Origin of the sequence: Providencia sp. PROV129 (genome assembly GCF_028482245.1) — a bacterium.
Classification (GTDB): domain Bacteria; phylum Pseudomonadota; class Gammaproteobacteria; order Enterobacterales; family Enterobacteriaceae; genus Providencia; species Providencia vermicola.
Genome location: NZ_JAMPQD010000017.1, coordinates 159,424 through 181,651, shown reverse-complemented (window position 1 = coordinate 181,651; position 22,228 = coordinate 159,424). Strand labels below are relative to the sequence as shown.

Here is a 22,228-nt window from a genome sequence, read left to right as displayed (position 1 = left end):
ACATCACCTAAGCTTTTCGACGAAATTCCTTTCTAATCGTGTTTTTTCAGCTTGAATCCCTTATGAATTTTTTATTGGAGTGTTATGTTAGCAATATAACGCCAATGAATAGGTTGTGGTGATGAAATTACGGTATTTATTTTTAGTAGTTTGTTTGGGTATAACTTCTCTTGCTCAGGCGACTTCTGAAGCGCCTTCCACAAAAAATAAACCAGCAGAAACGACAGCGCAGAGTCGTGATGTGGTGCTTCCCGATGATTTTAAAGCTCAGTTAAGATCGGCTAAAGCAGGGGATGTTGATGCGATGGTGGATATTGGGCTTGCCTATATGGAAGGAACTGATTTTTTAAACATTGATGATAAAGAAGCTTATCGTTGGTTTAAAAAAGTGTCTGATTTGGGTAATACTGATGGGGATTATTATCTCGGTATGTTATTGCAAAATCAGGAAAAATATAAACAAGCTGAGCGTTGGTATCGGCGTGGTGCAGAAAAAGGGGATGCATATTGCCAATATGCGCTGGGCTACTTTTATGAGCATGGTTTAGGTGTTACACAAAATTTCAAGCAAGCCAAAGCGTGGTATTCGGAAGCTGCAGAGCAAGAACATGCTAATGCACAATTTGCTATGGGGCTTTTTTACCATGATGGTCTTGGTGGGAATGTGGATTACCAAAAAGCTCGTGAATGGTATGAGCGAAGTGCCGTCAATAATATCGCCGCCGCCGTTAACAACCTTGCCGTGATGTATGAAAATGGTGAAGGTGTTGAAAAAAATGATGAAACCGCTATTTATCTCTATCGCCAAGCGGCCAATATGGGCTCTGCGATTGCGCAAAACAATATGGGTGACTTTTATCAGCAAGGCCATTTGCTCATCGAAAAAAATGGCTATCAAGCAATGTACTGGTATAAACGAGCCGCTCAGCAAAATAACGTTGATGCGCAACTGGCTATCGCAAGTGCCTATGAAGCTGGAGATGGCGTCGGAAAAGATTTAGCCGAAGCATTTGTTTGGTACGAGCGTGCTGCACAAAATGAGTCACTGGATGCGGGTATGAAAGTGGCTGAATTTTATGAAAAAGGATTAGGTGGTATTGAGAAAAACCCAGCAAAAGCCATTGAGCTATACAAAGCGTTAGCCAAGAATGAGTCTGATGATGCGCAAATTAAATTAGCGAAGATGTATGTTGCTGGTGAAGTAAATGATGTGAATATCAAGGATGTCGTCAATTGGCTGCAGCTGGCGGAAGACGATAGCCTTGAAGCCAAAAACCAATTAGCGATTTTCTATTTAACGGGAACGGGTGTTGCGCAAAATACACAGAAAGCACGCCAACTATTGGAAAAAGTGGCTTTTAAGAAAAATAGTGATGCGCAAAATAACCTTGCGGTGATGTATGCCCGAGGTGAAGGCGGAGAGAAAAACATTTTTCGTTCTGTGATGTGGTTTGAGCGAGCAGCAGAGTTAGGGAATGAAACGGCAAAACGTAATTTATCGCTCTTGCAGAATAATAAACAGGTTAAGGCCTCGATGCTGCGCTATACCGATAATATCAATCAATCGATGGAAAACTTGAAAAAGCGTTAAGTTTCCAATTAAAAGGCGATCATGAAGATCGCCTTATCGTTTTTTGATCGGATCGTGTGGATTATTCGAATAAGTTACTGTGTAATGTACGAACGATATCTTCCGCATCATCACCTGGAACTAACAAGCAAATATTGTGGCTGCTTGCTCCGTAGCTGATCATACGAATATTGAAGGACTCTAATGCACCGAAAATTTGTTTCCCGAGTCCATTCACTTGCGACAGTTCATTACCGATAATTGCCACTAACGCTAAGTTTTCTTCCACTTCAACACGGCATAATGCAGAAAGCTCTGTCATGAGAGCGTTGGTGAGTAAGCTGCCATTTGTCCCTGTTGAACCTGTGGTATCTAACGTTAATGCAACGCTCACCTCTGAAGTGGTAATTAAGTCCACGGAAATATTGTGGCGCAATAAGATAGTGAAAATTTCTGCTAAGAACCCACGCGCATGCAGCATTTTCAGGCTATGTAATGTTAATAATGTTTGTTTACGACGCAGTGCCAATGCCCTAAATTGCGGTGGATTCGTGGTTTTGTCACTGACAATTGTCCCACCCGCTTCTGGAGCTTTACTGGAGCCTACGAACACAGGGATACCTGAGCGTACCGCGGGTAGTAATGTGGCTGGATGCAGAATTTTTGCCCCAAAAGTTGCCATTTCTGCCGCTTCATCGAAGGCGATTTCATCAATACGCTGTGCATTTGCTACTACGCGCGGATCAGTGCTGTAGATACCAGGAACGTCTGTCCAAATATCGACACGAGATAAATTCAATACTTCAGCCAATAGGGCTGCGGTATAGTCGCTACCACCGCGTCCCAATGTGGTTGTTCGGCCTTTTTCATCGCGGCCAATAAAGCCTTGCGTAATCACGACTGACTCGCCTAAGCGAGTTTGTAAGTGTTGTTCTGCAAGGGCTTTTAACTGGTTGAGATCAGGCTCAGCACGTCCAAAACTGTCGTTGGTTCTCATGATCTTACGCACATCAAACCATTGTGAGTTGGCATTGCGTTGGCGTAGAACTTCAACAAAAAGCAGAGTCGACATCAATTCCCCATGGCTTACCATTTCATCTGTCAATGCATCTGAAGTGGCAAGAGATGCAGAATCTGCTAAATGGGCAATGTTATCAAGTAAGCGATTGATTTCTTCACGAATAACCTCTGCAGTCTGTAAGTTATCAATAATTGCATATTGAATATCTTTAACCTTTTGTAGTAGCGCATTGCGTTTATCAGCGTCACAACCTTCAGCCAATTCAATCAATAAGTTAGTAATGCCTGCGGAGGCGGAAAGTACCACAACGCGCACGTTGGGGTTGGAAAGAACAATATTTGCGCTGTTGTTCATTGCCTCAAAGTTCGCGACACTGGTGCCACCAAATTTTGCAATAACAAACTGATTGTTGTCTGACGAAGACGCTACGGTATTCATGGTGTCAATCCCTTTGGTTAAACCTAAACTTTATATAGATTTATCGGGTAAATAGAATCGCGTCAATCAAGAATCGAAGCAAATCAGTAATTCTAATGATGGGGGGGTTATTATCGGTTTTCGTCATACGCGTCATCCTTCAAGCTGCATGGGTGTTGACTGCGTTTAGATAGCCGAATCACATACTTGTGTATGCTCATCGGTCTATCTTCACTTATCGCCTACATGCAACTCGAATGATTTAGCGTATGTAGATTAGTCGCTTTTTTTAAGCTAAATGGCATTGAAAGTGCGTATTTCATATAAAAGGGATAATTAAGTCTGGAAAAGTACGGCAGAATTGGGGAATATCAATATAACGCAGAAAACCGATAAGCCCTGTTTCCTTGACGGGTTACAATCTATTTCTATTGAAAATTGTTTGGAGAGTGTTATCCATGAGAAGTATTAATCCAAGCCAGACGGCTGCATGGCGGGCGCTAGAACAACATTTTGCGCAAATAAAAGATGTGCATATGCGTGATTTGTTCGAGCAAGATAAAGACCGCTTTACCAAATTTTCGGCAACGTTCGATGGTCAAATCTTAGTGGATTTCTCCAAAAATAGAATAACGCAAGAAACCTTAGACAATTTATTAGCACTGGCAAAAGAAACTGAGCTAGAAAGTGCCATTAATAGTATGTTCAAGGGTGAAAAAATCAACCGCACGGAAGACCGTGCTGTGCTGCATACGGCTTTACGTAATCGCGACAACACACCAATTTACGTAGATGGCAAAGATGTGATGCCTGACGTTAATGCTGTGCTGGAAAAAATGCAGCAATTTAGCCAACGCATTATTAGTGGTGAATGGAAAGGCTTTACGGGTAAGGCGATTACCGATGTTGTTAATATCGGGATTGGCGGTTCTGACCTTGGCCCATTCATGGTGACTGAAGCATTACGCCCTTATAAAAACCACCTGAATATGCACTTTGTTTCTAATGTGGATGGCACGCAAATCGCTGAAACGTTGAAAACACTGAATCCAGAAACGACATTGTTCTTAATTGCGTCTAAAACATTCACTACGCAAGAGACAATGACTAATGCGCATTCAGCTCGTGATTGGTTCTTAGCATCTGCAAAAGATGAAAGCCAGGTTGCTAAGCACTTTGTGGCACTTTCCACCAATGGTGAAGAAGTCGCTAAGTTTGGTATTGATACCAACAATATGTTTGAGTTCTGGGATTGGGTTGGTGGCCGCTATTCATTATGGTCAGCGATTGGTTTATCCATCATTTTATCCGTCGGCTTTGATAACTTCGTTCAATTATTGAATGGCGCTCATGCAATGGATAAACATTTCACTCAAACACCGCTGGAGAAAAATATCCCCGTATTGTTAGGGTTGATTGGCATTTGGTATAACAATTTTTTTGAATCAGAAACTGAAGCGATTCTGCCATACGACCAATACATGCATCGTTTTGCGGCATACTTTCAACAAGGCAATATGGAATCCAATGGTAAGTATATCGGCCGTGATGGAAAACCCGTTTCATACCAAACTGGCCCAATTATTTGGGGCGAGCCAGGGACGAACGGGCAACATGCGTTTTATCAATTGATCCACCAAGGGACAAAAATGATCCCTTGTGACTTTATTGCACCAGCAGTCACACATAATCCACTGGGTGACCACCACGAGAAGCTGCTTTCTAACTTCTTTGCGCAAACAGAAGCGCTAGCATTTGGAAAAACGCGTGAAGTGGTCGATGCTGAATTTGCTGCGCAAGGCAAATCAGTGGCCGATATGGAATATGTGGCACCGTATAAAGTATTTGAAGGTAACCGCCCAACGAACTCGATTTTACTCAAAGAAGTTACGCCATATTCATTAGGTGCGTTAATCGCGATGTATGAGCATAAAATCTTTACTCAAGGGGCGATTTTAAACATATTCACGTTTGACCAATGGGGCGTAGAATTAGGTAAACAATTAGCGAGCCGCATTCTGCCTGAATTAGAAAGCAGTGAAAAAGTCAGCAGCCACGACAGTTCAACCAATGGCTTAATTAACAACTATAAAGCTTGGCGTTAATGGTTTATTGAAATTACGTCGTGAAATTAAGCGGGAAGCGTCGGTGGCTTCCCGTTTTCTTTATTGGAAGAAACATCAGAATAAGTTAATGTAAGCTAGATTATTAAAGTATTAACGAATTTTATTTTTGTTTATAACATGTTATTAATTATGGAATCTTTCACTATTTTTTTACAATTTGTGTTGAATTTGTGACTTTTTATATAAATTGTTAGCTAACTTTAACCTTGTAGCAAAACAACGTGATATTCTACTTGGTAAGAAATACAGAAATCATAACCATGTTATTCATGGTGGAATTTACGTAATGGATGAAACGCTATTTACCTCGCAGCCAATTGAATGGATTGCGCAGGATGATGAAAGAGTTCCCGCTAACATGCTCGATTGGTTACTTGAACTTGGCTCCATGACAAAACGTTTTGAACAACATAGCCAGAAAGTGACTGTCATTCCATATTTAGAACGCTATGTATCGCAAGTGATGCTGAGTACGGAAGAAGCACAAAATTTACCTGCAAGTCATCGTTACTGGGTGCGCGAAGTGGTTATGTATGGAGATGGTACTCCGTGGTTGCTTGGTCGTACGGTCATTCCGGAAGAAACACTCACCGATGATGACCAGCAATTAGTGGATATTGGTCGGATGCCATTAGGGCGCTATTTATTTAGTCGAGATAACCTAACGCGTGATTACATTCATATTGGTCGTTCCGCAGAACGTTGGGTTCGCCGCTCTCGATTAAGGTTATCCGATAAACCTTTATTGTTAACCGAGATATTTTTACCAGAATCACCTGCATATCGTTAATTATCCAAACTATTTCAAATTATAGATTTTGGCAAAACACGACACTAATACACAAAAATCCGTGATTTGCTCAACTGAGTGGTGTGAACACCTACCTATTTTGAAGTATGATGGAGTGAGAAAAGGAGCACGACAAAGTGGAGGGAAGTATGACGCTAAGTAAATGGCATGCATACAGCCGTTTAATGCGTATTGATAGACCCATCGGTTCACTGTTATTACTTTGGCCGACGTATTGGGCACTCTGGATAGCTGCTCAAAGCACGCCCAATTTGCACATTTTGATTGTGTTTACTGCGGGGGTGTTTTTCATGCGCGCCGCAGGTTGTGTGATTAATGATTTCGCTGACCGACATTTTGATGGTCATGTGGAACGCACCAAACATCGCCCATTACCCAGTGGGGATGTGACGGAAAAAGAAGCTAAAATTTTGTTTGCAAGTTTAGTCGGTCTCTCATTCCTATTGGTTTTAACTCTTAATTCAATGACGATTTGGTTGTCTATTGCAGGGTTAGCTCTAGCATGGATTTACCCTTTTGTTAAAAGAGTCAGTCATTTACCTCAGGTTGTACTGGGCGCAGCATTTGGCTGGTCGATTCCAATGGCTTTCTCTGCGGTGGGTGAAACACTTCCGTTAGTATGCTGGGTATTGTTTTTCATAAATATTATTTGGTCAGTGATTTACGACACGCAATATGCCATGGTTGACCGTGACGATGATTTAAAAATTGGTGTGAAATCAACAGCGATTTTATTTGGTCAATATGACAAATTAATTATTGGGTTACTGCAATTACTGATGGTCGGCTTGCTGGTGGCTGTGGGATCATTGGCTGCGCTGGGGAGCATCTACTATTTTTCTCTGGCGCTAGTTGTGGGGTTATTTGTTTATCAGCAAAAACTGATGGTCAATAGAGAGCGAGCTCCTTGTTTTAAAGCTTTTATGAATAATAACTATGTTGGTTTTATCTTATTTGTCGGAATTTTTTTGAGTTATTGGTAAACAGGTTGTTGACGATTAAAAGGAACATGCTTTTCAGCTGTTCCTCTCAATGGCTGGAAAAACCCTAACCAAATGGCTAGGGTTTCGAGTGAGCAAATTACCTACGCTGCAGTACTATGTTAGACGATTTCGCCTGGGCAAGTTTGCCGTTTGGAAAAGAAACGTGGACCACAAGATAAATAGTATCCCCGATACTGGATTGTGCATTCTTTCCAAACTTTATAGTGTTTCCGTCGTCAGTAACAATTGAACCACTGGAAGTCTTCTTACCAACCGAATACGTATTTTTCCCAATGAAATTTCCGTGTTTGTATTCATTGACGGTTATTGATATCGGTTTGCCATAACCGAGGTGCGAATAATTTATCACCATATTGTACCCATATCCAGAGCGATCCCCTATTTGGTTGCCGTTATATATTTCTACTAGATGTGATGGTATTACTTTAGCTACAGTGACCTTATTCGATTGAACTTGCGCACCTGTACTCGGTGTTCCGCTTGATGAGCGAGGGATGACATTGAAATAAATTTCACACCCTAAATCTGCATCTTGTATGTGATAAGTTCTGCTTGTTGATATCGCCTGATGATTCTTGTTACGCAAACAGAACCACTCGAAACTGGTTCCACTCTCAGGATCGCTCGGGCTGTCCCCATCGTGGTAGCGATAATTTCCGGTCAGTAATTCACCAGGCTCTGGCTGACCATCAATTTTCACATCATGAGCTTCTGGTGCCAGCCCTCTAGTAGTGAGAGTTGATGAAGTGAATATAGCGCCAGTTGCTGGTTCTGTGATTTTAGGGTCGGTTTGTGGCGTGACCTCGACCGACAGTTGTTTTCCATTGCCATCGCCGGGGACGAGTTTATAGCTATTTTGCGTGGCTCCTGAAATATTTTTACCATCGAGTTTCCATTGAAAAAGTGATGTCTCTAATGCATCCTTATCTGCATCCGTTATCTTTGGATCAGCGGTGACCGTGTCATTAACGGCGGGTGTCTTATTATTAAATTGAATATCAGTCACGACAGGTGCATGACCGATAACGGGAAGCGTTTGGGTATTGACTTCGATCACAGAAGCGGATGCGCCTCCTACGATGACCAATCCTGCTGCCAGCGTTATCAGACGAATAAGGGGGATAATTTTTGTCCTCTCTGCCATTTTATGAATATCCTCTTCTGTTATCGCAGTGTGTTATGGGTGCTTATTATCAAAAATACCGCAGCGAAATGTTTCGTTGCGGGGGATAGTGATTATTTGTTCGAAACGATAACCTGAATTTTTCGTTTCTGCTCTGTGCCCTTAACCGTGTATGTTGCTGCGGTTGCACCTGCAATATCTGTGTATTTGCTCGAATTCACAGAGTCTTGAATCTGCCACTTGTAAGTCAGGTTATTATCACAAGTCCCGTGACAGGTGACATTTGCTTTCAGCGAATCACCAACCAGCGGTCGTGACCCAGCTCCAGTGAGACCCGAAATAGTTACTGATTTCACGATATTGCCATTCACTGTTGGGATATTAGTGCCGCCCGCTATTGTCTTACCACTGATATCGATGAAGGTTGCTGCTGCTACGGCTACACTCTCTGACGGCTCCGTCTTAGCTGGATCCGTTTTTGCGATGGCCTTTACGGTAATGGTTTTACCTAACAACGCCGATGTCAGTCTCAGCATGTCGCTCGTTTGCCCTGCAATAACATTTTTGCCGTCATGCCATTCATAGACGATAGACACGAGTGTATCGTTGTCTTTATCACTGAAGTCAAAACCTGACGCTTTCAACTCATCATTCTCACCTAATACACCGTCATTGTTCTTATCTGTGGCCGTGATGGAACCCGCTTTTAGCTTTGGTGCATGACCAATAACCGCAGTTGTTGCTGGGGAGGTTATCGAGATCGGAGTCTGAGTCGTGGCAGCGAGTGCCGATGTACCAAAAGTCATGCCTAACACGGCTCCCGCAATCAGGACAGATAGGTTGTTTTTGCGGATCATTGGGGGTTGTTGATTTTTGTTGCTCATCTAATTATTACCTTATATTTTAAATTTATTAAGTTGCCCTATAGGCGTATTTATTTTGCGGTCACTCGCAACCTGCGTTTTTGCGTGTCTGCGGTGACTGTATATGTCATGGCTGTAGCGCCATTAATCGCTTGAAACTGTCCTGATCCTGGTATTGTCTCCACTTCCCATTGCCAAGCTGTCGGCAAAATGCAGTTGACTTGGCACTCTGGTGTTGCTGTTAGGACATCCCCAACGACGGGGCGCTTTTTTATAACACTGCCGTTATGAAATATTTGTAATCCTACGGGTGCTGCCATCACTTCTATTTTTGTTGACGCTAGATTGATCCCCTCTACCTTCGGACTAAAAATGAGGGTGCCTGGCAATTTTCCAGTGGTGATGATGGTGGTATAAACACCCAGTGCTGTTTCTTTCAATGCTTCCAACTTAACGCCACTTTGCGAAGGCGATAGTGATGACCCGCCTTTTTGTGTCGTGAAGGCGAACGGCAACTGAATCGATGAAGCTAATCTAGTCATCGGTGCATTCTGCTCATCCCGCATCGTCAGCGTTAATACCTCTGACTGACCGACATTCAGTACACCTGATCCAACAGTCAAACTTGAGTAGCGGTTAGAAAACCCTGCGTCGACAATCACTTTTATATAGGCTGGTTTTGATGCATTTCCCTTTCCATCCCATGCAATAGCCCTTAGGGTATAAGTATTGCTTTTACCCGCCTGCCAAGCAGGTAGGCGAATTTGCCAAGCTGTTAAACTTTTGCCAACAGACTGTACTTTCCCACCGTTGGATGAAAATTCTGTCAGCATTCCCCATTTCACACGTTCAGCACCATATTTTGCTTTTAAGATAGCGCTCAGTGACTGCAGGCTGGCACCTCGACCGCGGATTTCCTGCGGCAGTATTAAACTGATCAAATCCTGTTTACGGTATTCGAGTACAATGTTGTTATTGCGCTCAACCAGTGCCATTAGGCTGCCTGAGAGCGAACGCAGGCGAGCAACTGAACTCGATGATATTTGGTCTTTCCAAGGCACACCGAATGAATAGGTCAGTTGTGCCTGAAGTTGCAGATCATCAGTTCCTTGTCCTGTACGCCAGTCAGCCCCAAGGGTAATTAATGGAATAGGGGTGTAATTCAACCCTACAGTCATTGTTTTTGGCGACTTACTACGAGAGTCCTTGCCTTTCATTGCCACTTCATCACCGAAATATTGTTCATATTTCAGTTTGCCACCAAGTTGTGGATAAGATGGCAGCCAACCACTGGCGGTCATATCAAATCCGTTGGCGGGGCGTTCATCATAGTCGTCAAAATCCCGTGACTGATGCCAGTTGTTGAGTCGCAGATAACCATTGGTTGAAAAGCGTAGATTATCGGACCACAATTCTCCGCCAATACCGAGTCGGCTGTTCCCACCTGTAATATCAGCGTCATAAAAGGTGTTGACGCCATACATCCATTGCTCATTGAACCGACGAGCGCCCACCCCTAAGTTTAGGGTAGTGCGATCATTAAGGTTCCGACCTCCTAACTGGGTAAACACCAGCCAATCTGGGTTTTGATATACGGGTAATAGCATGTCGGCAGACAGCGTACTCTGTGACAGTTTATCTCCCGGCTGTACACTAATTTGTGCAGTACCATATTGATTTAACCAACTCTCCATGGTTGATGACGCTGTGCTCACCGCCATATCCTTGGCCTGTTTAGTCAGGTACTCCTCTGCACTTTGTGTGTTCATCGCTTGGAAAAAATTAGGGGCAGTTTGGGCCAACCAGTTCTCAATTTCACTATCTGAGTCGTTTACTTGTACACCTTTCTTCGTCGTTTTGTCTGTCGTATTGGCGATGTAAGTGCTTGGTACATCGATTTGATCTCCAGCTGAGAGTTGTTCAAAAGCGCGGGCGAAATTGCGTTTTTGATTTAATGTTTTTAATTCCTCCACCGTCAGATTGTATTGATGAGCCACACTGTGAACGGTCTCTCCTGTCTGCAGGTGGTAAGGCTTCACTTTTATTCCATCTACAAACCCAGTAGCAAAGACTGAACCAGTTGGTATGATGGATACGGACAGTAAAACGGGAATCAATAAGGGCATCTGAGATGATTTGATACTGTAGCGGTTAATACCAAAAATCATTTATTTATTCCTTTTATTCCTTCCTTTAAGTTGTTGTTTCCATAATGAGGATATTTCCATTGTGAATGAATGAACTATCAAAGGTGCTAAACACCAATAATAGAGTGAGATAAGCAGATATTGAGTTGCTGTTATAAATTTAAGTTATGTAATCTAATCTAATGCTTTATTTTGGTGATGGATGTTAATACTCGACTCAATGATTGCATTTCGTCTTGCGGTGAAATTTATATATTTAGATTGATAATGTGAACGTACTTGTTTGGACTAAATAAGAAGTCATAGAGAGTGGGATTAATTAAGAAATGATAATTGATTATGAATTGAAATTATTTTTTGATATTTACCATATTTCAAATTGCGTATTTTTTTGAACTTATTTTTTATTTATCAATTTGTTATGTTGTTTTTTGGCGGCTTTTCTTTTATTGAAATAATATTGAACACACATAAAAATCGCCTATCCTTCTAGCTATCAATATTAGGTATTGGCTGTTTTGGTTAGTGTGGCGGAATTCGATACTTTTTCAATGAGCCCTATATCTAGGAACCAAAAGTAAGCGCCATTGGTTTGGATTTTTTTAACGAAGCGATGCTCAGAGATAATACTAGATAAATAATTCAGCAACATCACCTTGATTAATCGAACTCAGTGGTTTCAAAAAACAATTCATCATTGATGCGGCACTTCGAATTATTTAGGACATAGATTATTGTTAGCACTAGCTCTATTAAATCAAAGGGGTAATGTGAATAACATTACCCCTTTTACTTATTTAGCTCCAAGATTTCTAGTCTGCATTTTTTTCAGCTTCTGTACTCTTCTCTATCGCAGTGGAAAGCTCATCGTCTTGGCTAACACTTTCAATGGTTAAACGGATTTCTGGGGACATTAACCGTGCAAGAACCGCATACAGTTTTTTAGCGTTAGTGGTGAAGATATCATTTTCATTATTATCGATATAACCTTCTTCTCTTAGGGTATCGACAAGTGTTGAAAACACTGCTTTATCAAAGAACTCTGGTGCGTTAATACCATGCAGAACGGAAAGACGCTGTGCGAGAATACGGCTTTCTTTTTCCAACGTATTACGGCTTATTTCAGGGCTGGCATTGAGTAATGACAGCGTGATTGCGTAGCGTTGTAATGTTTCACGGACACCAGCGGCTAAGAGTTGTAATGGACGAATACGGCGTGGGTTCAATACCACCATTTCGTCGTCTCTTAGACAGATAAGTTTTTGATTATTTAGCTCATCAATCAGAGTATCGACTGTTTCACGCAGCTGTTCGTCGTTATAACGCATAAACAGTTCAGCTTTTAAGAACGGATAGATTTGGCTGACTTGATGGTGAATTTCTTGACGACTGATACGCTCATGGTGCAACACTATACTGGTGATCAGTGACGGTAACACCAATAAGTGGTGGATATTATTACGGTAGTAGGTCATTAATACGGCATTTTCACGAGGAAGAATAATAATATCCCCCATGCTGTCTTTTTCTACCTCGAATTTATCCATTTGCAACGCGTGTTCGAGCAGTTGTTCAGCCGTTTTATTTGGCGTAGTCGCATCGGCGGTGTATGGCACATTGCGTAATAATTGCAGATAACATTCCACTTGCTCAATTAACTGCTCACGGGTTAATGAACGTTGACGTGAGGCCAGTAAAGCCGTTGCGCACAAGTTGATAGCGTTAGCTGCGGCAGCATTATTGATATTCACCATGATGTTATCTGCTAACGAGCTGACTGTTGGGTTTAACCAAGTTGGGCGCTGCGGCTCAATAGGGTCAATCGAATCACGCCAATCTGGCACGCGTTGGTTAAGGTAATGAGAAAGGGAAATTGGCTGGCCAAAGTTCACATACCCTTGACCTAAGTTACGCAGCTTGCGCAAGCCGCGGATCATTGAAAATAAGCCTTCTTTCTCTTTTTCTGCACCGCGCAGCTCTTTTGCGTAAGTACCTACTTCCATCACATGTTCATAACCAATATAGATAGGTACGATAGTGATAGGGCGCGAATCACCACGTAGCATGGCTTGCAGTGTCATTGATAGCGTTCCCGTTTTTGGCTGTAATAAACGGCCAGTTCGGGAACGTCCACCTTCAACAAAATACTCAATAGAGTAACCGCGAGCAAATAACTCACTTAAATACTCACGGAAAACCGTGGAATAGAGTTTATTTCCTTTAAAGGTGCGGCGGATAAAGAAGGCACCAAGGCGGCGGAAAATTGGGCCAGCGGGCCAAAAATTCAAGTTGATCCCTGCGGCGATATGCGGCGGGACTAAGCCTTGATGATAAAGAACATAAGACAGCAATAGGTAGTCCATGTGGCTTCGGTGGGAAGGCACATACACAATTTCATGGCCATCTTGCGCTAATTGGCGAACGCGCTCAGCATGCTGCACATTAATGCCTTGATAGAGGCGGTTCCATGTCCAGCTCAGTACACGGTCAGTTAAACGCACGGCTTCATAGGAGAAGTTCGCAGCAATTTCTTCCATCATATTCACCGCATTTTGCTGTGCTTTTTTCAGTGGAATTTTTTTACTGCGTGCTTCATCCTCGACTGCTTTTTCAATCGCTTTTGAGGTCAAAAGCTTATTGAATAGTTCATAGCGTGCGGGCAATTTCGGGCCGACAGCCGCAAGGCGTTGGCGGGAATAGTGAATGCGGGCGACACGTGCTAATTTATTCGCAATAATGGTATCTGTGCCGTGGTCTTGCGCCATTTTCCCGATGGAAACGGGGGGCGATAGGCGAACAAAGCTATCACGACCTAACCACAGGACAGCAAAGAATTTTTGCACCCCGTTTAATAGCTTCAGTGGTGGTGCAGGGGTATGCCCTTCACGACCTGGAGAGCGCCCAAACATAACCGATGCGGGGAGCATTTGAATATCCAGATTCGGATTGTTTTTATGCAAATCTAAATACGCATGGAATGTTTTGACGGAATCTTTACGCGGATCTGGTGAGTAATAACGAAATACGCGTGGGCCATCATCGATAAACACATAAGCAGGAAGCTTTGTTCCATTGATGTCGTTATCAACCAAAGGGTCAGGCAGACCGATAGCCAAGCATTGATGCCGTAGCGTTAGGAGGTCGGACTTAGAGTGATAAGGCAATACATACAGCGTCGGCCTGTTGGTATCAAGCTGCAGCTCTGTAATTGGGTCCGATGGAATTAGTTTACTTTTTACCAATAATTTAAGTGGTAAATTCAACGTGTTGTAATATATTTTACGCCATAGTGACATAAATGATTATAGCCTCTTGTTAACAATGCTGCTCAATCATACCAGAAATCCACTGGTAGATCTGTTACTGACGATTCACTTTGACTGTAAAAATCGATTATTGTTTGAATTTTTTAAGGAATAAATATGGCAAGTCAAACTAAGGGTTTTACCCGCGTGATTAAAGCAGCAGGGTACTCCCTTAAGGGGTTAAAAGCGGCTTGGATAAATGAAGCGGCATTTAGGCAGGAGTCTGTTGCCGCAGTCATTGCGATTATTATCGCCTTTTGCTTAGATATCAGTTACGTGGATAGAATATTGCTGATCAGCTCCGTTGTGCTGGTGGCTATCGTCGAGTTACTAAATAGTGCAATAGAAGCTGTTGTTGATCGTATTGGCAGTGAATATCATGAACTTTCAGGGCGCGCTAAAGATATTGGGTCAGCGGCTGTATTCATCAGTATTGGTTTAGCGTTATTTATATGGGCACTGATTTTATGGCAGCGTTATTTTTCTGCCTAGCCAATAAACCTTGTTTAGAGTCGAGAAAAGAGAGTCAATCGATAGCAAATGCCTAAATTCAGCAATTTAACTGTTTCAAATCTTCATTTACCTGTATATACTCACAGTTTGACTGTATAAACAAACAGGGGAACGGAATGAAAGCACTGACGGCTCGACAACAGCAGGTTTATGATCTGGTGCGTGACCACATTTCGCAAACAGGTATGCCTCCTACACGTGCTGAAATAGCAGCAAGTCTTGGTTTTCGTTCGCCTAATGCGGCAGAAGAACATTTAAAAGCCTTGGCTCGCAAGGGTGTAATTGAAATTGTTTCTGGGGCATCACGAGGCATCCGCCTACTTCTTGAAGAAGAGGCTGAAGATCAAGGGTTACCTTTGATTGGGCGCGTTGCCGCTGGCGAACCTTTACTGGCACAAGAACATATTGAAAGTCATTATCAGGTTGATCCTGAACTTTTCAAACCTCACGCAGATTTCCTATTACGTGTGAATGGTATGTCGATGAAAGACATCGGTATTATGGACGGTGACTTATTAGCAGTTCATAAAACACAAAATGCGCATAATGGCCAAGTGATTGTTGCGCGCATTGATGATGAAGTGACTGTTAAACGTTTTAAACAACAAGGTAATCGTGTTGAGTTAATCGCTGAAAATCCTGAGTTTGCGCCGATTGTTGTCGATTTACGCGAGCAAAGCTTCACCATTGAGGGTTTAGCAGTTGGGGTGATCCGTAATAGTGATTGGTATTAATTCTTAGATTATCAGGTAGGTAGCGGCGCGCTGCTTGTTTGATTTTTCCATTATTGCTGGCAGATTTCACATTGATGTATAGAGATCTGCCTGCTTTACTTAGTTCTTATCTTTTATATCCTTTTATATCCTACTTTTCGTATTCTTTTCTTATATAAGTAATGTCGTGGATTCTACAACGTTATTTGCTACTTTTTTTTGCAGTGATCGGTTGCTCATGGTCATGGCTACAGTGTGCGTGGTCTTTGCAGCTATCAATTTCATCACATTTTTTACATAAACCATGGTTTTCCACAACAGTATGCCTTAAACGGAACTGATTAGTTTCCGCTAGGCTAATAATGGCGGCTTCTATTGTTGCGCAATCACTTTCAGTCACACTACCGCAATGATCACAAATTAGCATCACTGAGATATGACTTGGGTTATCAAAGTGATGGCAAACAACGTAGCTGTTGGTTGACTCTATTTTATGAATAAAGCCTTGCTCCATTAAAAACTCAAGCCCACGGTAAACAGTGGGTGGTTTTGCTTGTGGTTCAACTTCACGCAGTAAATCTAATAAATCGTAGGCACTGATAGCACCGTGTTGCTGTGCAATAAGACGTAACACGGTTTCTCTCTGTGGAGTCAATCTAACGCCCCTTGATTGGCAGATACGCTCTGCCATCACAAGTATCTTATCTTCACTCATTTTTTTCATTTTTGACTCCAACTTCGAAAACTAAGTATCGACTATAGGAACAAGTTTATCATAGTTTTCTGACTGAAATAGCTTGAAAAGAGAAAGTAGAAGGGAGAAGGGCATGTACTCAACTGAATTTTGTTAGATAAAAATGAAAAATAAAAGAAATAATAAATGGAGAAAACAATGAATATATTTTTATTTATTAATAATAAATATTGGCATTCTATAGATACGATAATAAATATTAGGCAAAGAATTAAATCTCTACCTAATATATTATGGGTTAGTATTTATATTCAACACCTAACCAATAGTTGCGACCTTCTTCAATATAGCCATTGGTATATTCATAAGACTTATCAAATAAGTTATTCACTGAGCTATTGACGGAAACGCCTTGCCCTAAGTCATAATCTAAACGCAGGTCAGTTTTAGCAAATCCGCGCACTTTACTTTCAGCATCCACATAGTTAAATGCCCAGCTTCTGGCTTCTTCAGTCACCGTAATACTAAACGGTTCGTAAGGCGTAAATTTCACCCAAGCAAAGGCTTTATGGGTTGGCAGCTCAGCCACATGTTTGACGCTGTAGTGCTTAGGATCGGCATGAATATACCCGTAGCTTAAACCTGCTTCCATCCAATCGGTAATTTGGCCTGTCGTGCCTAAATCAATACCGAAGTAGTCGACTTTTCCGCTATTGCGGTTTTGTAGTAAATCGCCACCATCGTTATTTTTTCCGATATGGTGTGCCATGATGGCATCCGATACATGATTATAATAAGCGCTAGTTGTATAGGTCCATTGAGGAGTAACGTATCCTTTATAGGTTAAATCGTAGGTTAGTGCACGTTCTGCATCAAGATGAGGATTGATCTCGAAGGAGTCTTTATTTCTGATTTTATTCTTTGTATAGCGTTCTTTTTGTGTAGGGAAACGACTTCTTTCAGAAATAGAGAATTGTACTGTGTCTTCATTTGCTAAGTGGTAACGCGCCATGACTTCCCAATTAAAGGCATTTTGGTTGTTGCTATCATAGGTTTCAATGCCAGTGACGACATTCTGCTTATTATAAATATAACGTTTTCCATCATCGCTTTTACGCCAGTCGTAACCAATACCACCAATAATATCTAGTTTATCAGTTGCAACCCATTGGTATTCAGCAGCAGTAGACCACGTTTGGTCTTTATAACGATCAAATGGGACAACCTTATTACCACGAGAACGGTGAACGTCTTCTTTCCAGTGTGCGGCGAATGACAACATATCGAGTTCACGCACGGTGAAATCAACACGCATGTCGGCACCGTTGCTGTAGTCATCGTAACGACTGTAATTCATATTCCACTTTTTGTATTCGTCATAGCTAGTGCTTTTCACCTTACTTTTAGCATCAGTATATTGGTGAAGGGTATTTTTAAAGCTATCGTGATAAATCCGGCTTTGTAAGGCAATATCACTGGTTATCTGTGTTGTTCCGTTAAAGTAAATACTTTCTTTATCGTATGCAGGCCATTGCCAACGTTGTAATCCTTTTTTTACATCGGGAGCAATATCTGTAGCGCTATCTTTTTGTCCATCTTGTTTAATATAGGTCACCACATACTCATCGCTTTCTCGAGGTGTCCAACCTGCTTTAATCATTAAGCGTTTATCATCACTAGATGAGTTTGTTCTGCGGCCATGTGTGCCTGCAAAAGCATTATTATCATCAGAGCCAGGTAAGCCAGCAAAACGCTGCTTATACTGGCTACCACTGACTTGAATAAACCCTAAGTCATTGCGGCCACCTAATCGTGCGCTAATATTGTGGGCGTTATCTGCACCGCGGGCAAAACCTTGGTTTAAGCTGATATTGGCTTCAAACGGTTTTTTCGGTGTTGCGGTGGTTAAGTTAATTGCACCACCCATCAAGTTTGGCCCTTGCAGTAACGAGGTATAGCCCGTCGAAAGCTCAACACTCGCCAACTCGCTAGTCATAAAGCGGCCTAAGTCCAACGTACCATCATAGGGCACGTAGGTTGGGATACCATCAAAGAAGATAGGTACTTGGCGGCTATCGAAACCACGCACATTCACCTGTGTTTCGTTACGGTTACCTGATTTTTGAATAGAGACCCCTGGCATGGTGCTCAATGCTTGCGCTACGTTGGTTTTATTCAATTGCTTCATTTGTTCTTCAGTGATGACATTGGCATCCGCTGCAAGTGGCGTACTCCAAACAGACATCACGTCAGTATTTTTCTCTGCTTTAGGGTCAGATGCAGCGTGCCCTTGTGCTGCGAATAAAGCCATCCCAACTAAATAGGTTATTTGTTTTATTTTCATTATGTCTTTCCAGTTTCATTAATTACGATATGTTATTTTTTATATAACGATGTGCGTCATTAGCCATAAGTCAGTACAGCCTATGGGGGTAGGCTGTTTTAGCGAATGGTTTTTTTAACGCAGACTTCTTAGGTTACTGCTTAAAAATCTTCACTTTTATATCTCGAGGTGCCGCATAATATGGTGCGGAAGTCACCAACAATGGCACGCCTGTTTGGGCGAATTCTTCAATGGTTTTTAAATTGATTCCACCCGCTAAAGACAACTGACAAGGCCGATTCTGCGCGTTAGCCAGCTGCTGTAATTGCTGAATTTGGTTTGTTGGCAATTTATCGAGCTGCACAATATCTGCTTGCGCTTTGATGGCAAGTTCAGCTTGTTGATAATCGTCGGCTTCCACAATGATTAACTTTTCGGGTGCATTTTGGCGTAAAGCTTGCACATGCGCATTCCAATCATCTGGATTTTCAAGGCACTGGCGATGGTTAGTAAACAGCAAAATACTTTCTGCGCTGCCTGTTCGGTGAATAATGGCGCCTCCTGCCAAAATCGCAGTTAAGGCAAGAGGCTTAGTGTTTGGAATGGTTTTTCGCGTACAAGCGAGTTGCCCATTAGGTTGATACTGGCGCAAAATAGAGACCATTTGCTGGGTGTAGTGGCTAACACCCCCGCACCATTCAAGGACGTTTTGCACCGCTTTCCAGCCTTGATGTAACGCTTCAATCGGCCCTGTGGCACGAACTAAAATACTTTGCGGTTCGACAATCTGCCCATCATGAAAATGGCATTCACAGGTAATCCCTAGCTTTTCTAGCATGCGTTTTGCAATGTGAATACCACTGACGCAGCCCCCTTGCTTGGAGGCAAATGTCATTACGCCAAGTTGTGAGTGCAGCCCCAAGGCGCGAGTGGTTAAGTCTCCATATTGAATATCGTCTAACAGCAGCTGGTCAATTAATGCATCAGGTAGATAAATCATAATGTCAGTTCCGATTCATCCACAACATCCCACGAGACCATCGCCCAGTCCCTTGATGGATAAGATATTTTCTTACCTGATGCTGTTTGAACATCGTAATAGTGGCGAAGAATATCCGTTTCTTCTGGCGTGATATTTTTGAGTGACCAATTGACACTATCTACAAAGGCTTCAAAGTTATCAAAGCCGCCTTTATTTGGGCTCTTAATGAAATCGACACGGGCATTGATACCCATTTGATGCAGGATGTTCACCGCATAAATATAGGTTGGCAAACGAATTACTTCACGGCCAATTTCACGGATAATATTTTCATCAATAAAGGTTGGGTTGATGGTATGCGTGGTGTAAACGCGCAGTTTTGTCTGGCGATTTAGCTTAAGTAGTGCCGCTTTTAAATCATCGACTAACGTTGAGCGGGAAGCGACGGATATATCCACTTTAGGCAGGGTTGCCCAACTGTCTTCCCAGGCAAGTTGCTCAAAGTGGGCATTGGGAATACCAAGTTCTTTAGCGCGAAGCCGTGCCATCTCTAGCATGCCACCGCTGTAATCAATACCAATAACCTCTTTAAATTCATTGGCAAGGCACAGGCTAATCGAACCTGGGCCACAGCCCACATCTAGCAAAGTGTGTGCGCCCGTAAAATCCATCAGTTCACGAAAGCGTACTAAATAGGGGTCATTAGGATTTGCACAATTTTGTGCCATTTGCTGGGCTTTTTTATCCCAATGTTCGGGTTCTTTGCGGGTTCTATGCGCTTGCTGCATATGCTCTTGGTACATTTTAGAAAAATCAATTTGGTTGATTAACATGATCCCTGACCTTAATAAGAAAACGTTGATGGAAGCTGGAAGTGAGCTTGAATACTGCGCTCATCCACATTATAAAGTGCTGCCAAGTTAGTAAGTGTTAACATACTTTTTGATAAGCCTTGTCGCGCTTTTTGTTGTTTGTCTAGCAAAATGACGTTGTCAGCGATGGCGGCGGCGTGTTGTGGGTGGTGGGTCGACATCAACACGGTCATGCCATGGGCTTTCAATTTCTCAATTTGCTCAAGTAGGCGAATTTGGTTACCAAAATCGAGGCTAGCGGCAGGTTCATCCATAATCAGTAGCAAGGGTTTTTGTATTAACGCGCGGGCGATTAAGACTAATTGTTTTTCGCCGCCACTGAGTGTGCTGTAAAGGCGAGTCGCAAGGTGAGGGATGTTCAGCCGTTCGAGTTGTTGAAGAGCTTGGTTTTTTTCGCTATCACCAGGGACAGAAAATAAAGAAATATGAGGGGTTAAGCCCATCATAACCATATCTAATACAGTAAAGGTAAAAGGCGTATCGTGGGCTTGTGGTACGTAAGCAATCACTCTTGCGATGTCCCGCTGTTTTAGCGTTTTTATGGACTGATTATTGAGCGAAATTTCGCCATGGATTGCGGGTAGCAAACCTAATAACGTTTTCATTAAGGTGGTTTTGCCGCAACCATTTGCACCCAGCAGGCAAGTAATTTCCTTTTCAGGTAAGGAAAGATTGATGCCATCAATGATTGTGGTGTTGTGGTAGCCAATGGCAACGTTATTAAGGGTCATTATCGTCATTTGACCCGCCTTGTTTGCAATAAAATAGCCAAAAAGAACGGTGCACCGACCGCAGAGGTGAGGATCCCCAACGGTAGTTCAATGGCGGCAATTGTACGAGCGAGGGTATCCGTGATCAGCAGCATAATTGCTCCAATCGCCAGTGATGCAGGGAGCTGGTAACGAAAGTTAGCGCCCACTATCATCCGAGTGATATGGGGGACAATCAACCCTATCCAACCAATAATCCCCGCAATGGATACCGCACTCGCCGTGAGTAACGTGGCGCAGACGATAAAGATAGCGCGCATTAAACTCACATTAATACCAAGGCTTTTGGCTTCTTCATCCGATAAGCTCAGCAAATTCATTCGCCATCGTAATAATAGCAGGGGAATGATGCCGATTATCATTAATGGCAAGACGGACAAAAGGTCTTCTTGCGTAATGGATGATAACCCGCCTAACAACCAAAATGTAATTGAAGGTAATTGGGTGTAAGGGTCTGCCAAAATTTTCATCAAAGAAATGGCAGAGCCACAAATGGCGCTGATGGCAACACCGACAAGGACTAACGATAAAATTGGATCATGTTGGCGTGCAAGACGCGCAATAAAACACACGACGGCCACGGTGATTAAGCCCCCAATAAAGGCGGCTAACTGAATATAAATCAATGATTGTCCAAAGAAAATACCGACAACAGCGCCAACGCCAGCACCTGCTGAAACCCCTAAAATATCGGGGGAAACCAGTGGGTTGCGAAACATACCTTGGTAAGCCGCACCTGCAATGGATAGTGCTCCGCCAATAATAATTGCAGCTAATGTGCGAGGGAAACGTATTTGCCAAAAAACGGTTTCATTACGTGGGTCACTAACATCAACTTGAGAGGAAAATAAACTGGCAAATAGGCGGTACAGTTCATCGAGGGTAAGTGAATACTTACCACTCGTTAAAGCAATCACTAAGCTAACGAATAAAATGAGAATTAATAATAAGGGTTTAACCCCTTTGTACGTCAT

The 22,228-nt window shown here is 42.5% G+C and carries 18 protein-coding genes; 6 read left to right on the top strand and 12 right to left on the bottom strand.

Annotated features, from left to right (window positions below):
- Positions 1–121: 121 nt before the first annotated feature.
- A complete protein-coding gene (locus PSF27_RS13625; protein ID WP_272681675.1) occupies positions 122–1,591 on the top strand; it encodes a tetratricopeptide repeat protein in 1,470 nt (489 codons plus the stop codon).
- 61 nt (positions 1,592–1,652) lie between these two features.
- Here the strand turns inward: PSF27_RS13625 and lysC are convergent, their stop codons facing one another.
- On the bottom strand, positions 1,653–3,029 hold the full coding sequence (lysC, locus tag PSF27_RS13620) for a lysine-sensitive aspartokinase 3 (RefSeq protein ID WP_272681674.1): 1,377 nt from the start codon (positions 3,027–3,029) through the stop codon (positions 1,653–1,655).
- Positions 3,030–3,466: 437 nt separating this feature from the next.
- On the opposite strand from lysC, the gene pgi reads away from it, so the two are divergent.
- The 3 genes from pgi (at position 3,467) to ubiA (ending at position 6,928) form a co-directional block, all read left to right on the top strand.
- Positions 3,467–5,113: a glucose-6-phosphate isomerase gene (gene pgi / locus PSF27_RS13615; RefSeq protein WP_272539935.1), complete on the top strand. Its 1,647-nt coding sequence runs from the start codon at positions 3,467–3,469 to the stop codon at positions 5,111–5,113.
- 298 nt (positions 5,114–5,411) lie between these two features.
- The gene (gene ubiC, locus PSF27_RS13610) at positions 5,412–5,924 is read left to right on the top strand and encodes a chorismate lyase (protein WP_206086360.1); all 513 of its coding nucleotides are present in this window, start codon (positions 5,412–5,414) and stop codon (positions 5,922–5,924) included.
- 149 nt (positions 5,925–6,073) lie between these two features.
- Positions 6,074–6,928 carry a 4-hydroxybenzoate octaprenyltransferase gene (gene ubiA, locus PSF27_RS13605; protein ID WP_272681673.1) on the top strand — a complete coding sequence of 285 codons (855 nt, stop codon included), beginning with the start codon at positions 6,074–6,076 and terminating at the stop codon, positions 6,926–6,928.
- Between the two features lie 97 nt (positions 6,929–7,025).
- On the opposite strand, the gene PSF27_RS13600 is transcribed toward ubiA, so the two are convergent.
- The 5 genes from PSF27_RS13600 to plsB all read right to left on the bottom strand — a co-directional run bounded on the left by PSF27_RS13600 (position 7,026) and on the right by plsB (position 14,378).
- Positions 7,026–8,093 carry a hypothetical protein gene (locus PSF27_RS13600; RefSeq protein ID WP_272681672.1) on the bottom strand — a complete coding sequence of 356 codons (1,068 nt, stop codon included), beginning with the start codon at positions 8,091–8,093 and terminating at the stop codon, positions 7,026–7,028.
- Positions 8,094–8,185: 92 nt separating this feature from the next.
- A complete protein-coding gene (locus PSF27_RS13595; RefSeq protein WP_272681671.1) occupies positions 8,186–8,956 on the bottom strand; it encodes a ZirU family protein in 771 nt (256 codons plus the stop codon).
- Between the two features lie 50 nt (positions 8,957–9,006).
- Positions 9,007–11,103: an inverse autotransporter beta domain-containing protein gene (locus PSF27_RS13590; protein WP_272681670.1), complete on the bottom strand. Its 2,097-nt coding sequence runs from the start codon at positions 11,101–11,103 to the stop codon at positions 9,007–9,009.
- Between the two features lie 481 nt (positions 11,104–11,584).
- Entirely contained in the window at positions 11,585–11,737 is a 153-nt protein-coding gene (locus tag PSF27_RS21220; protein WP_442958949.1) for a transposase, read from the bottom strand.
- 157 nt (positions 11,738–11,894) lie between these two features.
- Positions 11,895–14,378, bottom strand: a complete 2,484-nt coding sequence (gene plsB, locus PSF27_RS13585; protein ID WP_272681669.1) for a glycerol-3-phosphate 1-O-acyltransferase PlsB — start codon at positions 14,376–14,378, stop codon at positions 11,895–11,897.
- Between the two features lie 126 nt (positions 14,379–14,504).
- Here plsB and PSF27_RS13580 point away from each other — a divergent pair, with 126 nt between their 5' ends.
- Both PSF27_RS13580 and lexA read left to right on the top strand, forming a co-directional pair.
- The gene (locus tag PSF27_RS13580; RefSeq protein ID WP_206086228.1) at positions 14,505–14,879 is read left to right on the top strand and encodes a diacylglycerol kinase; all 375 of its coding nucleotides are present in this window, start codon (positions 14,505–14,507) and stop codon (positions 14,877–14,879) included.
- Positions 14,880–15,016: 137 nt separating this feature from the next.
- Positions 15,017–15,634, top strand: coding sequence for a transcriptional repressor LexA (gene lexA, locus PSF27_RS13575; protein ID WP_206086229.1), 618 nt, complete (start codon positions 15,017–15,019; stop codon positions 15,632–15,634).
- 181 nt (positions 15,635–15,815) lie between these two features.
- On the opposite strand, the gene zur is transcribed toward lexA, so the two are convergent.
- The 6 genes from zur to PSF27_RS13545 form a co-directional block, all read right to left on the bottom strand.
- The gene (gene zur / locus PSF27_RS13570) at positions 15,816–16,337 is read right to left on the bottom strand and encodes a zinc uptake transcriptional repressor Zur (RefSeq protein ID WP_272539939.1); all 522 of its coding nucleotides are present in this window, start codon (positions 16,335–16,337) and stop codon (positions 15,816–15,818) included.
- Between the two features lie 268 nt (positions 16,338–16,605).
- Positions 16,606–18,651: a TonB-dependent receptor plug domain-containing protein gene (locus PSF27_RS13565; RefSeq protein ID WP_272681668.1), complete on the bottom strand. Its 2,046-nt coding sequence runs from the start codon at positions 18,649–18,651 to the stop codon at positions 16,606–16,608.
- Between the two features lie 133 nt (positions 18,652–18,784).
- Positions 18,785–19,630, bottom strand: a complete 846-nt coding sequence (modD, locus tag PSF27_RS13560) for a ModD protein (protein ID WP_272539941.1) — start codon at positions 19,628–19,630, stop codon at positions 18,785–18,787.
- Entirely contained in the window at positions 19,627–20,445 is an 819-nt protein-coding gene (locus PSF27_RS13555) for a class I SAM-dependent methyltransferase (protein WP_206086233.1), read from the bottom strand. The genes modD and PSF27_RS13555 overlap by 4 nt, the downstream gene beginning before the upstream one ends.
- Positions 20,446–20,456: 11 nt before the next feature.
- A complete protein-coding gene (locus PSF27_RS13550; RefSeq protein WP_206086234.1) occupies positions 20,457–21,224 on the bottom strand; it encodes an ABC transporter ATP-binding protein in 768 nt (255 codons plus the stop codon).
- Positions 21,221–22,228 carry a FecCD family ABC transporter permease gene (locus PSF27_RS13545; RefSeq protein WP_206086361.1) on the bottom strand — a complete coding sequence of 336 codons (1,008 nt, stop codon included), beginning with the start codon at positions 22,226–22,228 and terminating at the stop codon, positions 21,221–21,223. The genes PSF27_RS13550 and PSF27_RS13545 overlap by 4 nt, the downstream gene beginning before the upstream one ends.

Coding starts and splice junctions, on each gene's coding strand:
- PSF27_RS13550 (WP_206086234.1), bottom strand. CDS start 21,224: ATGACGATAATGACCCTTAATAACGTTGCCATTGGCTACCACAACACC.
- ubiA (WP_272681673.1), top strand. CDS start 6,074: ATGACGCTAAGTAAATGGCATGCATACAGCCGTTTAATGCGTATTGAT.
- plsB (WP_272681669.1), bottom strand. CDS start 14,378: ATGTCACTATGGCGTAAAATATATTACAACACGTTGAATTTACCACTT.
- PSF27_RS13555 (WP_206086233.1), bottom strand. CDS start 20,445: ATGTTAATCAACCAAATTGATTTTTCTAAAATGTACCAAGAGCATATG.
- modD (WP_272539941.1), bottom strand. CDS start 19,630: ATGATTTATCTACCTGATGCATTAATTGACCAGCTGCTGTTAGACGAT.
- PSF27_RS13600 (WP_272681672.1), bottom strand. CDS start 8,093: ATGGCAGAGAGGACAAAAATTATCCCCCTTATTCGTCTGATAACGCTG.
- PSF27_RS13590 (WP_272681670.1), bottom strand. CDS start 11,103: ATGATTTTTGGTATTAACCGCTACAGTATCAAATCATCTCAGATGCCC.
- zur (WP_272539939.1), bottom strand. CDS start 16,337: ATGAAAAAAATGAGTGAAGATAAGATACTTGTGATGGCAGAGCGTATC.
- PSF27_RS13580 (WP_206086228.1), top strand. CDS start 14,505: ATGGCAAGTCAAACTAAGGGTTTTACCCGCGTGATTAAAGCAGCAGGG.
- PSF27_RS13595 (WP_272681671.1), bottom strand. CDS start 8,956: ATGAGCAACAAAAATCAACAACCCCCAATGATCCGCAAAAACAACCTA.
- PSF27_RS13625 (WP_272681675.1), top strand. CDS start 122: ATGAAATTACGGTATTTATTTTTAGTAGTTTGTTTGGGTATAACTTCT.
- PSF27_RS13545 (WP_206086361.1), bottom strand. CDS start 22,228: ATGACGTACAAAGGGGTTAAACCCTTATTATTAATTCTCATTTTATTC.
- lexA (WP_206086229.1), top strand. CDS start 15,017: ATGAAAGCACTGACGGCTCGACAACAGCAGGTTTATGATCTGGTGCGT.
- pgi (WP_272539935.1), top strand. CDS start 3,467: ATGAGAAGTATTAATCCAAGCCAGACGGCTGCATGGCGGGCGCTAGAA.
- lysC (WP_272681674.1), bottom strand. CDS start 3,029: ATGAATACCGTAGCGTCTTCGTCAGACAACAATCAGTTTGTTATTGCA.
- PSF27_RS13565 (WP_272681668.1), bottom strand. CDS start 18,651: ATGAAAATAAAACAAATAACCTATTTAGTTGGGATGGCTTTATTCGCA.